Below are 14,643 nucleotides of genomic sequence, written 5' to 3'. Positions count from 1 at the left end.
CCTTTTTCTTTAGCTATCTCTTCAATTTTTTATATCATTTTCACTTACAGCATCTTTAATATAGTTATTTTACCAATATTTTTAGTTACCGAAGTATTATTTTTCGATGTATTTATCTTTGTCGAAAATCCATAAATACTGCTTAAAATAAAACTAATCAATAAAAACTTTTTCATTTTTTTACTCCTTCTCAACTCAGTTCCAAAATTTTCTCCTGTGCAATTTTCCCCATATAAAGTTTATTACCTTTTTCAGCCACTTCTTTATATAACTCTTTTGCTTTTTCAAAATTTCCAATTTCTTCATATGTTTTAGCTAAATTGAACTTTATCTCTATTTGGTACAATTTTCTTTTCCCTTTCAATAGCTTTTCCAATTCAATAATTTTCTGTTGCGGATTATTTTCATAATCCAACATAATCCCTATTTCAAGTTTTTCTCCACTTTTTCTAAAATTTTCGTCAAATATTTTTCTTGCTTCCTCTTTTTCTCCCATAAAATATTTATATTCCATTAAATTTCTATAGTAGCAATATTTTATTATTGGCAACGTTAATCTAGTTATTTTTATTTCATTTAAATACTTTAACGCTTTTTCTTTCTCGTTTAGCAACCAATAACAAACTGATAAATTAATTTTGATAAAATCTTTCATAATATTAATTTTAAAAATTTTGTACATTTTTTCTACTATTAAAATATATTTTTCAGGATCTAATTTAACAAATAAATAATGATTTCCTATCAAAAATATTATTAAATACGGAAATAAATATATCATTATTATTACTGACAATATCCATAATAAAAAATATACAAAATAAGACACTCTCAAAAATATGTCCATGCTTAATTTATAAATTAATATAAAAATTATTTCATACAGATAAGTTTTTAGTGCCGCCTTACGCATTTTTTACTCCCTTTCAGCATTCAATCTTACAATCTCCACAATCACATCAGTTGCTAGAATCATACTCTCAAGTGCTACAAATTCATATTTCCCATGGAAATTTTCTCCGCCTGCAAAAATATTTGGTGTTGGAAGTCCCATGAATGAAATTTTTGAGCCGTCTGTTCCACCACGGATTGGCTTGATTATTGGTTCTATTTCAAGGTTTTCCATTGCTTTTTTAGCTATTTCTACGATTTCCATGTGATCTTTTATAATTTCTCCCATGTTGTAATATTGATCTTTTATTTCTAATGTTACTAATTCTTTTTTGTATTTTTCATTAATTTTTTTTGCGACATTTTCAGCAAATTTCTTTTTTTCTTCAAACTTCTGTCTGTCGTGGTCTCTCAAAATGTATGATAATTCAGCATCTTCACAATTTGCACGAATTTTTTCAAGAAAATAAAATCCTTCGTATCCTTCTGTCTTTTCAGGTACTTCATCTGCTGGAAAGCTATTTATAATTTTTGCAGCTATTAAACTTGCATTTATCATTTTTCCTTTGGCTGTTCCTGGATGAACGCTTTTTCCTTTTACTTTAAATACAGCTCCAGCTGCATTAAAACTTTCGTATTCAAGTTCTCCCACTGGTCCGCCATCCATTGTATAGGCAAAATCCGCTCCAAATTCATCTACATTAAAGTTGTCTGCTCCACGCCCAATTTCCTCATCAGGCCCAAATGCTACTTTTACCGTTCCGTGCTTGATTTCTGGATGGTTAATCAAATATTTCATAGCCTCTATAATTTCCACAACTCCAGCCTTGTCGTCAGCCCCTAAAAGAGTTGTTCCATCAGTAGTAATTACAGTTTTTCCAACATATTCCTTCAAATTTGGAAATTCATCGGCAGATAGGACAATATTTTGTTCCTTATTCAAAATAATATCTTTCCCATCATAGTTTTCGACAATCTGTGGATTTACATTAACTGCATTAAAATCAGCAGTATCCATATGTGCAATAAATCCAACAGTTTTCACATCTCTATCAACATTACTTTTTAAAGTTGCATTAACAAAGCAATTTTCGTTCACATAAACATCTTCCATCCCTATTTCTTCCAGCTCTTTTACAAGCATTTTAGCAAATTCAAGCTGTGTTGGTGTGGATGGGATGCTCTCACTTTTTTCATCCGATCTAGTTTCAATCTTTACATATTTCAAAAATCTATCCTTTAATGTTTCATATTTGTTCAAATCCATTTATTTTTCCTACTTTCTCCATATTTTATAATTATAACCTATTTTACAATTTTTTACAGTTTTTTTCAATGCTAATCAAATAATTTATAAATAATTTTATAAAAAATATAAACTATATCGGTATAGAATAATATTTTTATTAATACTATATTCCTATTTAAAGATTAAAAATCAAAAAAAGTTATGAAAACAAAGTCATTTTTTCTATTATACAACCTATATAACTATAAAATATCCTTTAGTTAAATTTAGTCATTAAGTATCTATATAAGGGATTTTTGTTTAAGTTTTGAAAAACTGCTTATTATTAATAAATATTTTTTCATAATTTCATGTTTTTTCTTTTTATATAAGCAAGGGAAATCAATCGCCATTTCGCCTCATTTCGCAATAAAAGTTATTTTAATATATTTAAATAATGGCATATTAAAGAGAATGGCGAAAGTGCTACACACTAACCCTGGCTTGTCTAAGCATTTTTTTGAAATATTCCCAAATTTTATTTGGGAAAATAGTCTAAACATTTATTATTTGGATAAACCTAAATTACTACGAAAACGAAACTCGCTAACACTCATTTTCGCAAATAAAGATTAGAGCAGCTCTATAAAATATATTTACTATGAAGGTTCTGGCGAACGAAACACATAAATGTGTTTAGTCGTTTTCGTTCCAAAAAAATCACGACATTCTATACTAAATTATATAGATTATTATATTTAAATTCTAGGCTTTTGTATTTAGAAAATATTAAATAAGCAAAATTTCGTTAAAGGAAAAATAACTAAATACGAATGTATTTCTTTCGCCATAATTTTTATAATGATAGAACTTATTTATGTTAAAATAACTCTTATTTGCGAAAGTGAGCGTAGTTTTACGAAGCGAGTTTTATTTTTTCTTTATAAGAAAGTTTTGCGTAAAGTGGGGTAGTTCGTAGAACGTTTCGCCATTATCTTTAAGTAGCAGTCAGTTAAATATGTTAAAATAACTGTTATTGCGAAAAAGGGCATGGCGTCTGATGCCCTTACGTTAAAAAAACATATAAATGAAATAAGAAAAAACATTTATTAATCATAATATTTATAAATAAAATTACAAAAATCTTTAAGATAGATACTTAAGAATTAAATTTAATTTTTTTAATAAAATTATCAAATTATAAAAAAACCACAGTTACTCAAACCGTGATTCTAATATTTTTTCTAATAAAGTTTTCTCTTTAAATTTTGTTTCAAAATTCTCTACAATATCCGAATGCTGACATCAACATCTGTATTTAAATATAACTTTTCATTCTTTCGTAAAAATGCCTGCCAAACTGTTCCATTTTCTAAATATACATCAACCGTTTCAAATTTAGAAATATCTATTCTTTCAAGTTTTACTTCATTTTCTTTCAAATTAACTATTTTCCTGAAATTTTTGTCAATATTCTCATCTATTCTTTCATCGTCAACAAAATAAATCTGATTTATTAATGCACTTGCATATTCTTTCAAGTTATTTATAAAATCATCACTGTAATGACTCGTAAATAACCATTGATAAATAACATCCTTTAGTGTCAAAATTTCCATTTCCAATATTTCCTTATTAGAATAAATCAGTTTCATATTTTCCACAGTAAATCCCATAGATGTGAAAAAATAATGTTTTTCATGTGCCTCAAGATAATTTGGAACAGTATAAATCATATTTCCAAATCTACGTAAGTAAACATTCTCACAATTACTTAGTTCCCAGTTGTATTTCTCCTCGTTTTTGTTTTCTCCATAATAATTTCTCCACTTTAAATTATATTCTTCACCCCAAAATACAGCCTTATCTTTTTTCATAATTTTAATCATCTCTTTTTCATACCTGTCATCATAAATCCAATCACCTAAATCTTCATGAAAAAATCCGACTTCAGTCCATTTCATTATAATACTTTCCCGTTCCCATTTCACATTTTCACTTAGCATCTAACACCTCTTTTCATTAGTAATTCGTGTGACATAAATATAAAAAAATTCAAATCCAAATCAATCTACTGTTTTTTTATTTCCGAAAACTTAGTCAGCACATCGTCCTGTATCGTCCCAGTCCACTTTGCCACTTGCCTCAATGTTATTTTTTCAGTAATTCCATTTTCAATATTTCTCTGACTTCCGATAATTACAACTTCATCATTTACTTCCACATTTTCTATGTCCGTTAAATCAATAAAAATCATATCCATACAAATTTCTCCAACGATTTTTGCCTTTTTACCATTTACTAAAACATATGCTCCTTCTGAATTTTCAATTTGCTTTTGAAATCCGTGTGCATAGCCTATTGATACAATGCCTATTTTAGAGTCTCTGTTTACAATGCCTTTACTTCCATAGGAAATTTTATCATTTTTTTTCACATTTCTTGTGTTTATAATTTGCGACTTTACTGTTATAACGTTTAATAATCCCACATCATAAGATAAAGGCTCCATTCCATAAAGTGCCATTCCCACACGTGCGAAATCATAATTGTATTTTTCTCCGTATTTAAAAAGTAACGGACTTGCCTGCAAATGTTTGTACTGGTATTTTACATTATTTTTGTCAAATATCTTTAAAATATTTTCATATTTTTCAACTTGCTTTTCAGTTTCAATTTGATTTTCCGCATCTGAAATATGAGAAAAAATAGAGATTATTTCCAATTTATTATTTTTAGAATTCATTTCATATTTTTTTATTGTCTCAATTAATTCCAAAATTTCGCTTTCATTGAATCCAAGCCTGTTCATTCCACTGTTTACTTTTATATGAATTTTCAAAACTGTATTTTCAAAGGATTTATCCAAAATTTTTAAGTAATCTGATAATTGTGAAAAATTAAAAATTGTAAGTTCAACATTATTTTCTATCACATATTTTAAATTTTTAGGCTCAATATAATTAAGTGCCATTATCTTTATTTTTCTATTTTCCAAAAAGTTTAATTTTTTTTCTTTTTCAAAATTTTTTAGAATTTCACCAATTTTTATCGCTTCCTGAATATATGCCACCGCAAAGTAATTACAATTATTTTCTAACAATATCGGAAAAATATTTTCAATTCCTAGTCCATAAGCGTTATCTTTAATTACACAAACGATATTTTTATTTATAGAACGTATTTTTTCTAAGTTCCTTTTTAGATTTTCCCTATTTATTTCCAAATTTACTAACATTTTTTATTTTTTCTCTCCTTAACAAATTCCTAAACTGTTATTATTAATGGAGCCATTATTCCTAAAAGGATAACTAATCTCAAAAGCAGGATTTTACGATAAATTTTTTGATACTGTATTTCGGGTATTCCTTTTTCTTTTAGGGAAAATCCGATTGCTGTGATTTTATTAGAAGTGTCGCTTCTGCTGTAACGGTTTACGTATGGTTCGAATAATATTTTTTCTCCGTTAACTGTTAAATGTATTCTTGGTGTTCCTACATATTTATCCATGTATCCTGTCGTATTTTTACTATCCAAATTTTTCCCATTTAATGAAACCACCCCATTTTCAAATTTTAACTTGTCAATTCTCAAAAAAATAAACAAAATCCAGACAACAATGGCAGCAACTGGCAAAAAAGCTGAAATTGTCCTTACAACCGAAATTTTTTCCAGCAAAGTAAATGCTATTCCATAAACAATAGACAATATCGCCATTAATATCAGAATTTTATCCACTCCCTTGTGAATTAATCCATTAAGTTCAATTTTTTCATTAGTAATTTCCATAATAAACAGCTCCCTTCCAGCCTTTTTTTTATTTAACAAACAATACTAAAAACTGAAATCAAAATTTATAATTTACCTAAATCTATTTTTTAGTCTGAAAAACAATTAATATTTACTTTTCTTCCAAAAGTCCTGATGCAATAAGTTTTCTGAACGCTCTTGCCCGATGGCTCACACTTTTTCTTTCTTCGTCATCTGCTTCTCCAAATGATTTTCCTAGCTCATACGAATAAAAAATTGGATTGTAGCCAAACCCATTGTTACCTCTTGCTTCAAACAAAATCTCTCCTTCTATTTCTCCACGAAATGAATGAATTTCCCCATTTGGAAAGGCAATACTTACAACAGATACAAAATGTGCTTTTCTATTTTCTTTTTTCACATCCTTCAGAAGTTCCAGCATTTTTTGGTTCTTTTCGCTGTCAGTCGTATTTTCTCCTCCAAATCTTGCCGAATAAACTCCAGGCCCTCCATCTAAAGCATCTACGCAAAGTCCTGAATCATCTGAAATTGTCACAATATTTGTATAATCTGCAATTTCCTTTGCCTTTTTTCGTGAATTTTCCTCAAAAGTTTCTCCATCCTCCACAACATCAGGAATATCAAGCCCGTCTAAAATTGTTACAACTTCCAAATCCATCCCTTCTGTCAGTTTTTCAAAATCTTTTATTTTTCCCTTATTTTTCGTCGCTAAAAATACTTTCATTGTATCACTTTCCTTTCTTACGCAAAATAGGGGTATACTTACCCCCACCTAAAGATTTTTTTCTTCTGTATAATTATCTTTTATAATTTTATTTACAATGTTGTGAACTTCCTTTTTTTCTTCTCTTGACATAGATTTTAAATCTACTGGTTTATCCACAATAATTTTTATATTTTTATTTGGTGTTACCTTTAAACTTTTACGGCTTTGTACTTCATAAGTTCCAATAATTGTGATTGGTAAAATTCTTGCATCTGTATCTGTTGCAAGTTTAAAACTTCCTTTTTTAAATTCACCAATTGTACCATCTTCACTTCTGCTTCCTTCAGGGAAAATCACATAAGAATGCCCTTTTTTTATTTTACTTATCGCATCTTTCATATCCTTCATTCCTTGCCGTGCATTTTTTCTATCTAAAAATATACAGTCAAAGGAACGCATCCAACGTCCAATTGCAGGCCATCTTTTCATTTCCTTTTTTGCAATGAAAGAAAAATCAAGTGGCAAATATCCTAATAATGCAGGAATATCTACATTACTCTGATGGTTTGAGATTAATATAACAGCTTCTTTTGTTTCTTTTATTTTTTTTATTTCTTCTTCACTACCATTTTTGTAAATAACTTTTACTTTGCTTCCAGCTCCCCAAATCAGATTTTTCCCCCAATTTTTGGCTACTCGGCATACATATCTATATCTTTTTTCGCCTTTATTGAATATTAGATACCATATATGAACAAAACTTCCATAAATAAAAGTTCCAACTAACACAAGATGGTAAAATATCGTTCTCATACGATTTCCTCCTTTACCGTTATTCATAATTTTCTTTATATTCTTTCAGCTTTTTAAAAATTTTGTCAAGGGAAAAACCTTGTCTTGCTAAGTACTGTATAAGTTTCTGTTCTTCCTTTACTTTTTTTTCTTCCCTCTTATTATTTATATTAATCTTTTTACTATTTTTTTCAATCAATTTTTCTAACTTTGTGTCATCGACATTGTCTTCTTTTTCCTCATCTAAAATCAGATAAGCCTTTTCAACTGTGACTTTATCAATTCCTTTTTGAAAAAGGTTGTAGGAAATACGATTTTTCCCGTAAGTTCTGCCTTCAATATATGAAATAGCATAATTTAGGTCATTTAGATACCCTAGTTCTTCCAATTTTTCTATTGCCTGTAAAATAGCTGACTTGTTTCTAAATTTTTCTTCCAGCTTTAAACGTATTTCTTTTTTTGTCCTGTCTTTTAATGAAATTAGAAAAATACCTTTTTCAAGAGAGGATTCATACGAAATCTCATCATAAAACCTCTCAATATTGTCATTTACCTTTAAATCATATTTCTGCCTGATAAGAGGGCTTATATCAATAATTTCCTCAGTATCAAGATATATCTTATTACGATAAATTTTATTAATTTTCATCTGTTTCTGCTTCTTTATTTTCAGTATTTTCAGATTCAACAGTTTCTACTATTTTTAACTGCTCTGTTTCCTGTTTTGGACGAATAGCATCAAGCACTTGCTTTTCAAGTCTTCCATATACTTCCTTGTTTTCCTTTAGCATATTTTCAACATTTACACGTCCCTGTCCTAGACGTTCATCGCCGTAACTGAACCATGCTCCACTTTTTGAAGCAATTCCAAGATTAATCGCTGCATCAAGTACTTCCCCAATTTTAGAAATTCCTGTTCCATACATAACATTAAATTTAGCTTCTTTAAATGGCGGTGCAACTTTATTTTTCGTAACTTTTACTACAACTTCACTTCCAATAACGTCATCTCCCTGCTTAACAGAACCTACTCTTTTTACTTCCAGCCTCACAGTTGAAAAGAATTTTAAAGCACGTCCTCCTGAAGTAGTTGTCTGCACTCCCGGAACAAATGAAAATCCACCAATTTTTTCCCTTATTTGATTAATAAAAATCATAACTGTATCAGATTTTGAAATACTTCCTGTCAATTTTCTAAGTGCTTTTGACATAAGCCTTGCCTGAAGTCCCATTTGCTGATCGCCCATTTCTCCTTCGATTTCAGCTTTTGGAACAAGCGCCGCAACTGAATCGACAACAATTACATCCATTGCTCCACTTCTTACAAGCATATCTGAAATTTCAAGTGCCTGCTCCCCTGTATCAGGCTGCGAAATTAAAAGTTCATCAATATTTACTCCAAGAGCCTTTGCATAAACTGGATCTAAAGCATGTTCCGCATCAATAAATGCCACAGTTCCTCCAGCCTTCTGAGCTTCCGCAATAATATGAAGTGCAAGCGTTGTTTTCCCTGAAGATTCCGCTCCATAAATCTCAACAATTCTTCCTCTTGGCACCCCACCAATTCCAAGCGCTATATCCAAATTCAAACTTCCTGTAGAAATAGCCCTTATATTCATTTTCTGATTTTCACCAAGTTTCATTACAGCACCGTCACCATAATCCTTCTGAATCTGCTTTAGTGCCAAGTCAAGCATTTTCTCCTTTTCGCTTAACCCTTTATCGTCTTTTTCTTTTTCTTCAGCTTTTTTTCTAGCCATTATACCCTCTCCTTATTTATTGTTATATTCCAAACATTATTATATCACAATTTGATTTCTTTTTATATAGTAAATTATCCTTCTACACGACAAACGCATGAATATTTTAGACTATTTCTTTATATTTATTCATTTTTTTAACAACAGCATTTCTATATATCAAAAAATAATTTTAAATATCTTCTTATATCTAATGATAGGATATATCTCTTTATCCTTCTGCTAAATTTCTTTCTGAACGGAAGTTCTTCCAGTATTGAGATTGCTAATTTCCTTAGAATATTTAAGTTTCTTGCCGCATTTTTGTTTAATGTCTTATTTGCATCTTCTCTGAATGTCATATCCAGTATCCAATGATAACTTTCTATTGCCCAATGTCCTCTTCTCTTACAAATTCTTCCACTCCCCCTGCTGTATTCGTTATGTAATACCTTTTCTGTTCCTGCTTTTTTCCATTTTCTTCTGTTGTTAAAATGATGCACCTATCCCTTTTACTTCCTTCCATTCCTTATTTCTTTTAATAAGCCATTCTGTTTCTTCAGTATAGTAATATTCCCTAGTTTCCAGTAGACCCCTTTGCTTTTCTGTTTTCCTGCTGTACATTCCTTCCTCCTTTAATTTTTCTCTGAATTCCTTGTCAGCAAAGTAATCTTCTATATCTTCTTTTAAAGTCTTCTGGTTCCCTTTTACCTGGAGACAGAAATAGCCCTTCTTCTTTCCTAGCTTTTTTATGATTTCTTTCTGGGTTCCTATCGCATCTATTGTAACTATACATTCCTTTACTGAGATTTTATCAAGCAGACGTAATATCGCTTCTATCTCATTCCCTTTTCCTTATTTTTTTATCTTCCCCGGAAATTTTTAACTCCATCCATTTTGTCAAAAGAACTTCTGTAACTTCAGGCTCTATTATAGCCATGACTCTTTGAATAGTATCATGTGAAGGAACTCCGTTTGACAGCTCCAAGTATCTTTTTAATGCTTTGAGATACAGTTTCCCAAATTCCTCAATTTCTTCCCGATATTCAACATTCGCAAGTATACCAAAAAGAGTAATCACAACAATGTCACTTAACTTGTGTTTTATTTTTGAAGCCTGTCGCTTGTCCTCTATTTGAGTAATATATATTAACAATTCTTTTAAATTTTGGTTATTTTCCGACATTTTTACCCGCTTCTTTCATAAAATATCTCAGTAATATTATACCTTTTTTTTAGATTTTTTTCATGCATTTGTCGTGATAGTTCTACATGACAAATGTGTATAGATGTCAAACATTTATTACAAAAATATATTAAAAAAGTTTCTTTCTTAATGTAGCTTTTCACCTACTGATTTTACTTGTACTCTTTTAACACTTCATTTCAACTCCTGAAGCCTAATACTTTTCTTGATATGTTGTTGTATCTACTATTGTATTTCCTTACTGCCCTTAACAGTTCTTCTTTACTTTTAAATTTCTTGCCTGCGTAGTACTTGCTATCAAGCCTATGGCTTCTTTCCACTTTCCCATTCTCCCATGGTAAATATGGACGAACCCATACTCTATCCCCTTTTCATCCAGTTTCAGCTCAAACAGCGTTTTCTTCTCGCTTTCTGAGTTTGTAAATCCCTTTCCATTGTCTGTCTGAAGTTTCTTTATATCAGATCCCACCTCTTTTTCCAAGCTCTCAAGAAATTTTGAGATCTGATAGGTGTTTTCTCATCTGCTATCCTTAACACCCTTTTTCTTAATATATTTTATCTGATAGTGCTTCTGGTCACGTGTGCCAAACTGTATGCATTCTTCTGGAACATACTTTACGTCTATCTGTACTCCTTCTCCTGGATACTTTGCCTGTTCAATCTTCTTTTTTCTTTTATGCGGCTTTTTAGATTTTTTCTTGACATCGCCCTTCATTTTCCTTGTTATCCTGCACATTGAATCGTATGTATTTCTGGTCTTGACATAAACTTCTACCAGTCCTTCGTAACCAAATTTTCTTTATTTTTTCATAACTAGCTCTATTTCTTCCTGCGTATGCTGGTTTGGAAAGTTTTTGAATCTTCTGCTTTTTGACAAAAGAGAATGGACTCTGCCATCGTATCTGTCTCTATCTGCTAACGTGATATCTTATACTAAACCTATTCGATATGAATTGCACAAAAAATCTTTTTCGTCTGCCACTATCTGAACCTTTATCGTGTGCCTTTTTTCCCGAATAATATTTCGACTATTTTTTTAGGACGCTCAATCTCGCATTACCAGTACAACTTCTATCTCAGTGTCTCTGACAAGCTCCCTATTTTTAGGCAATGAAAATTCTTCGCTTTTTATCCGTATGTTCTCAGCCCATTTAACACACTCACAGATAGTGCTTTTTGCAACGCCGTATTCAAAGGCAATGTTTTCCATAGTTCTATAGTTATGATAATACAAAAGCATAATTACAATCCTGTCAAAAACAGACAGTTTTGGCGGATGTCCGCCTCTTAAGTGCTCAATTCTGTATACCTCGTTCAAAAGTTTCAATATTTTATCAAAAGTATTTTTTTTAATGCCAAAAATTTTCTGATAGTTTTCTTCTTTAATTTTTTTTATTCTTTTAATATTATTTATCATTTTCGTCACTAGTATTAGTATACTCCAATATTATTTTTTATTCAAGGTTGGCGATTAGGTCTACTAAAGATTTTCCCCTTTTTTTATCTGCTCTGGAGTTTTAGACTTTTCTAAAAACGGATTACAAAAATTTGGATTTTCAGCATAACCATATGCCAACATTGTCCTTCCAAAATAAGTTATCGCTCCCGTAGTTGCTAATGCAAAACAACAATTTAACCCGAGTACTCCTAGCAACCAAAAATAAAATTTTAACTTTTCTCACTCTCTTGCCTTTCATGATAGATTGTATAATAAAACGCAACAAATTTAAAATAAAACTCATGATAATTTTATGTTAAAATGTTAGTAATTACAAAAACATTAATGAAAGGAAATATATCATGAGTCACAAGCATTTTACCATAATTGAAAGAAATAAACTAGAGATTTTGCTAAAAGAAAATTACAAAATAACGAGAATTGCTGAGATTCTTGAAAAAAATAAAGCTGCTATTTATTGGAAAATTAAGAGAGTTAAAAACGAATATTCTGCTGAGAAAGCTCAGAAAGATGCTGATAACAAAGTCTGTAAAAAAGGCAGAAACTATAAAATTACTGCTGAATTAAAAAATTTAATAAAATCTAGACTTTGTAAAACATGGTCACCAAAACAAATTGCAAGAAGAGAATTGAAAAGAAAATTATCTTTTAAAATATCTACGATTGGCTGCATAAGAATCTTTTGAATATTTCTTTAGATATTTTGAGAAAAAAAGGGAAAAAAGGAAAGACTAAAAAACCAAGAGGAAAATTTAATATTGGCAAATCAATTGACGAAAGATCGTCTAAAGTAAGCACTTCCAGTCATTAGGAACTGAATTCTGTAGTTTCATCGAAAGGGGAAAGTAAAGCCTGTTTTGCAACATTTTTGGAATTAAAGACACGATTTTATGTAGCAATAAAGTTGGAAGCAAAAGAGCGTCTGACAGTCAATATTCCAAAAAGAGCATTAAAATTTTCTTAAAAAAATTAGAGAAAATAGGAATAGATTTCTATTTTTCAGCTCCTTGTTGCTCGTGGCAGAAAGGATGCAACAAAAACAGTAACGTCTTCTAAGAAAATTTTATCCAAAGAAGATCGGTATATTAAAGATAGAAACAGAAGAATTAATAAAGATCTTAATACTTATAAACTCAAGACTAAGAAAATATTTAAACTGTGCCTTTTTATCTTAGATTCTTCTTATAAAAAAGAAATAAAAAAATTTGGTGCAATTGTTCTAAACGTACAAGGAATTGTTTCTAATATCAATATCATTTGTTTTTTAATTTCTATTTTAACAATTGTTTTGATTCTTCCAATCTCCATGCCATTTTACAAACGTCTCGAAAGTTGTTGAAATTTCTAATAAAGCTTTACAAATTCATATATTCCATAATTGGATTTAGTTTATTTATGATTTCACAATATCTTGCTCTTTCCTCAATTCTTAAGGAAAATTTATTTTCAAATATACTAACAGGATTAATATTCTTTATTCTAGTGAAAAGTATCGACTAGAAAAAAGGGAAATAACATTACAAAAAAATCTCTAAAAAAGTAAATATAGTTCACTTAAATAGAGATTATTTATTAAAGCTTGTTTTTAATTAAACTATTTCTCAACATTTAAAACTGTTGTTTCTCCAGCTACTGCTGCTCCTGATTCAACTGGATTTAATGCACTGTAGCTTTCATAATTTGAAATAATTACTGGTGTAATAATTGATTTTGCATTTGCTTTTAAGAAATCATAATCATATTTAATTAACGGATCTCCTACTTTTACTACTGCTCCCTCTTCAGCGATTCTTTCAAATCCTTTTCCTTCCAGTTGAACTGTATCCATTCCAAAATGAACAAAAATTTCAATTCCAGCAGGTGTTACAATACTGAAAGCATGGTTAGTATCGAAGATTTTTTCTATTCTTCCAGAAGCTGGTGCCAACATTACGCCTGATGCATTTGGCTCTATGGCAACTCCGTCTCCCACCATTTTCTTAGCAAAAACCTCATCAGGTACTTCTGATAAAGGCAATAAGTTTCCTGAAATAGGAGCTATTACTTTCCCATCAAATTCCTGTTTAACTTCTTCACCTTTATTACCTTTTTTGAATAAATCAAATAATCCCATTCTAAATTCCTCCAATTTATTTATTTTATATTTAATTATCTTATTTTAATGTTACCACATATAATCAAATTAGTCAAATTTTTCTTTTTCACTTAGTAAGACTTTTTTATTTTTATTAATTTGATTTTTTCAAGTTATTTCTCAATACTTCTAAATTATTTTTTGCATACTTATCTCCAAGCGCCGCAGCTTTTAAAAACCATTTCTCAGATTCCTTAAAATTTCCTTCATTTCCAAAAATCATTCCTAGATGATTCATCGCATTGATGTCATCTTTCCAAGCCATCTGTAAATATATATCCTTTTCTTTTTCCGTCTGCTTAGTCGAATTATAAAATGTCAGAAGATTTTCCTGCGCACCTTCACAGTTTTTTTCGATTGCCTTTACATAATATTTTTCTGCTTCTTCATTTTTCCCATTCTGCTCATACAAAATTGCTAAATTATTTAAGGCATCATAATCTTTATTTTTAATCGCAATTAAATAATATTTTTCAGCATTCTCAAAATCATGCTGGCTAGCATAAAGATATCCCAAATTATTTGCACATTCATAATCTCCAGCCTCAATAGCCTTCAAAAACCATTTTTTGGCATTTTCATTGTCATAATTATTTTGAAAAATAAGACCAATCTCATTCATAGCCTTTGTATCACCGTCTTGTATTCTTTTCATATATTCATCAAATAATTTTTCCATTCCATTTTTCTTCATCTATTCTTTCACCATCCTTTCT

General features: G+C 29.9%; 19 protein-coding genes. 1 reads left to right on the top strand and 18 read right to left on the bottom strand.

From position 1 onward, the window contains the following. Positions 1–44: 44 nt before the first annotated feature. The 16 genes from AB8B23_RS04225 to AB8B23_RS04150 form a co-directional block, all read right to left on the bottom strand. On the bottom strand, positions 45–176 hold the full coding sequence (locus AB8B23_RS04225; RefSeq protein WP_369713583.1) for a hypothetical protein: 132 nt from the start codon (positions 174–176) through the stop codon (positions 45–47). Between the two features lie 14 nt (positions 177–190). Further along, positions 191–913 (bottom strand): tetratricopeptide repeat protein, encoded by a 723-nt coding sequence (locus tag AB8B23_RS04220; protein WP_369713581.1) that lies wholly within the window; start codon positions 911–913, stop codon positions 191–193. Positions 914–916: 3 nt separating this feature from the next. Continuing rightward, positions 917–2,158: a peptidase T gene (pepT, locus tag AB8B23_RS04215; protein WP_369713580.1), complete on the bottom strand. Its 1,242-nt coding sequence runs from the start codon at positions 2,156–2,158 to the stop codon at positions 917–919. 1,244 nt (positions 2,159–3,402) lie between these two features. Beyond that, positions 3,403–4,125 (bottom strand): hypothetical protein, encoded by a 723-nt coding sequence (locus AB8B23_RS04210; protein ID WP_369713579.1) that lies wholly within the window; start codon positions 4,123–4,125, stop codon positions 3,403–3,405. A 65-nt stretch (positions 4,126–4,190) separates the two neighbouring features. After that, on the bottom strand, positions 4,191–5,357 hold the full coding sequence (gene alr, locus AB8B23_RS04205) for an alanine racemase (RefSeq protein WP_369713578.1): 1,167 nt from the start codon (positions 5,355–5,357) through the stop codon (positions 4,191–4,193). A gap of 29 nt (positions 5,358–5,386) precedes the next feature. Next, on the bottom strand, positions 5,387–5,908 hold the full coding sequence (locus AB8B23_RS04200) for a hypothetical protein (protein WP_369713576.1): 522 nt from the start codon (positions 5,906–5,908) through the stop codon (positions 5,387–5,389). A 112-nt stretch (positions 5,909–6,020) separates the two neighbouring features. Beyond that, positions 6,021–6,614 (bottom strand): XTP/dITP diphosphatase, encoded by a 594-nt coding sequence (locus tag AB8B23_RS04195; protein ID WP_036088005.1) that lies wholly within the window; start codon positions 6,612–6,614, stop codon positions 6,021–6,023. A 48-nt stretch (positions 6,615–6,662) separates the two neighbouring features. Then, entirely contained in the window at positions 6,663–7,409 is a 747-nt protein-coding gene (locus AB8B23_RS04190; RefSeq protein WP_369713575.1) for a lysophospholipid acyltransferase family protein, read from the bottom strand. Positions 7,410–7,428: 19 nt separating this feature from the next. Continuing rightward, positions 7,429–8,037: a regulatory protein RecX gene (locus AB8B23_RS04185; RefSeq protein ID WP_369713574.1), complete on the bottom strand. Its 609-nt coding sequence runs from the start codon at positions 8,035–8,037 to the stop codon at positions 7,429–7,431. After that, positions 8,027–9,148 (bottom strand): recombinase RecA, encoded by a 1,122-nt coding sequence (recA, locus tag AB8B23_RS04180; RefSeq protein WP_369713573.1) that lies wholly within the window; start codon positions 9,146–9,148, stop codon positions 8,027–8,029. Before recA ends, AB8B23_RS04185 begins: the two co-directional genes overlap by 11 nt. Before the next feature lie 152 nt (positions 9,149–9,300). Further along, positions 9,301–9,630 (bottom strand): hypothetical protein, encoded by a 330-nt coding sequence (locus tag AB8B23_RS04175; protein ID WP_369713572.1) that lies wholly within the window; start codon positions 9,628–9,630, stop codon positions 9,301–9,303. Then, positions 9,617–9,937: an ISAs1 family transposase gene (locus AB8B23_RS04170; protein WP_369713899.1), complete on the bottom strand. Its 321-nt coding sequence runs from the start codon at positions 9,935–9,937 to the stop codon at positions 9,617–9,619. The genes AB8B23_RS04175 and AB8B23_RS04170 overlap by 14 nt, the downstream gene beginning before the upstream one ends. A 31-nt stretch (positions 9,938–9,968) precedes the next feature. After that, a complete protein-coding gene (locus tag AB8B23_RS04165) occupies positions 9,969–10,313 on the bottom strand; it encodes a transposase family protein (RefSeq protein ID WP_369713570.1) in 345 nt (114 codons plus the stop codon). 268 nt (positions 10,314–10,581) lie between these two features. Beyond that, positions 10,582–10,803 (bottom strand): hypothetical protein, encoded by a 222-nt coding sequence (locus AB8B23_RS04160; protein ID WP_196808115.1) that lies wholly within the window; start codon positions 10,801–10,803, stop codon positions 10,582–10,584. Positions 10,804–10,851: 48 nt separating this feature from the next. Next, positions 10,852–11,049 (bottom strand): hypothetical protein, encoded by a 198-nt coding sequence (locus AB8B23_RS04155; protein ID WP_369713568.1) that lies wholly within the window; start codon positions 11,047–11,049, stop codon positions 10,852–10,854. A gap of 330 nt (positions 11,050–11,379) precedes the next feature. Then, positions 11,380–11,751 (bottom strand): helix-turn-helix domain-containing protein, encoded by a 372-nt coding sequence (locus tag AB8B23_RS04150; protein WP_369713898.1) that lies wholly within the window; start codon positions 11,749–11,751, stop codon positions 11,380–11,382. 383 nt (positions 11,752–12,134) lie between these two features. Between AB8B23_RS04150 and AB8B23_RS04145 the strand changes: the two genes are divergently transcribed. Further along, positions 12,135–12,479, top strand: coding sequence for a hypothetical protein (locus tag AB8B23_RS04145; RefSeq protein WP_021743562.1), 345 nt, complete (start codon positions 12,135–12,137; stop codon positions 12,477–12,479). Positions 12,480–13,387: 908 nt separating this feature from the next. Here AB8B23_RS04145 and AB8B23_RS04140 read toward each other — a convergent pair. Beyond that, positions 13,388–13,906 (bottom strand): PTS sugar transporter subunit IIA, encoded by a 519-nt coding sequence (locus AB8B23_RS04140; protein ID WP_021743560.1) that lies wholly within the window; start codon positions 13,904–13,906, stop codon positions 13,388–13,390. A gap of 115 nt (positions 13,907–14,021) precedes the next feature. Further along, the gene (locus AB8B23_RS04135; protein ID WP_369713566.1) at positions 14,022–14,621 is read right to left on the bottom strand and encodes a tetratricopeptide repeat protein; all 600 of its coding nucleotides are present in this window, start codon (positions 14,619–14,621) and stop codon (positions 14,022–14,024) included. Positions 14,622–14,643 lie beyond the last annotated feature (22 nt).

The sequence above is a fragment of the Leptotrichia sp. HSP-342 genome, from assembly GCF_041199995.1.
Classification (GTDB): domain Bacteria; phylum Fusobacteriota; class Fusobacteriia; order Fusobacteriales; family Leptotrichiaceae; genus Leptotrichia; species Leptotrichia mesophila.
The sequence above is the reverse complement of the archived record's forward strand: the minus strand, read 5'-3'. Positions and strand labels throughout refer to the sequence as shown.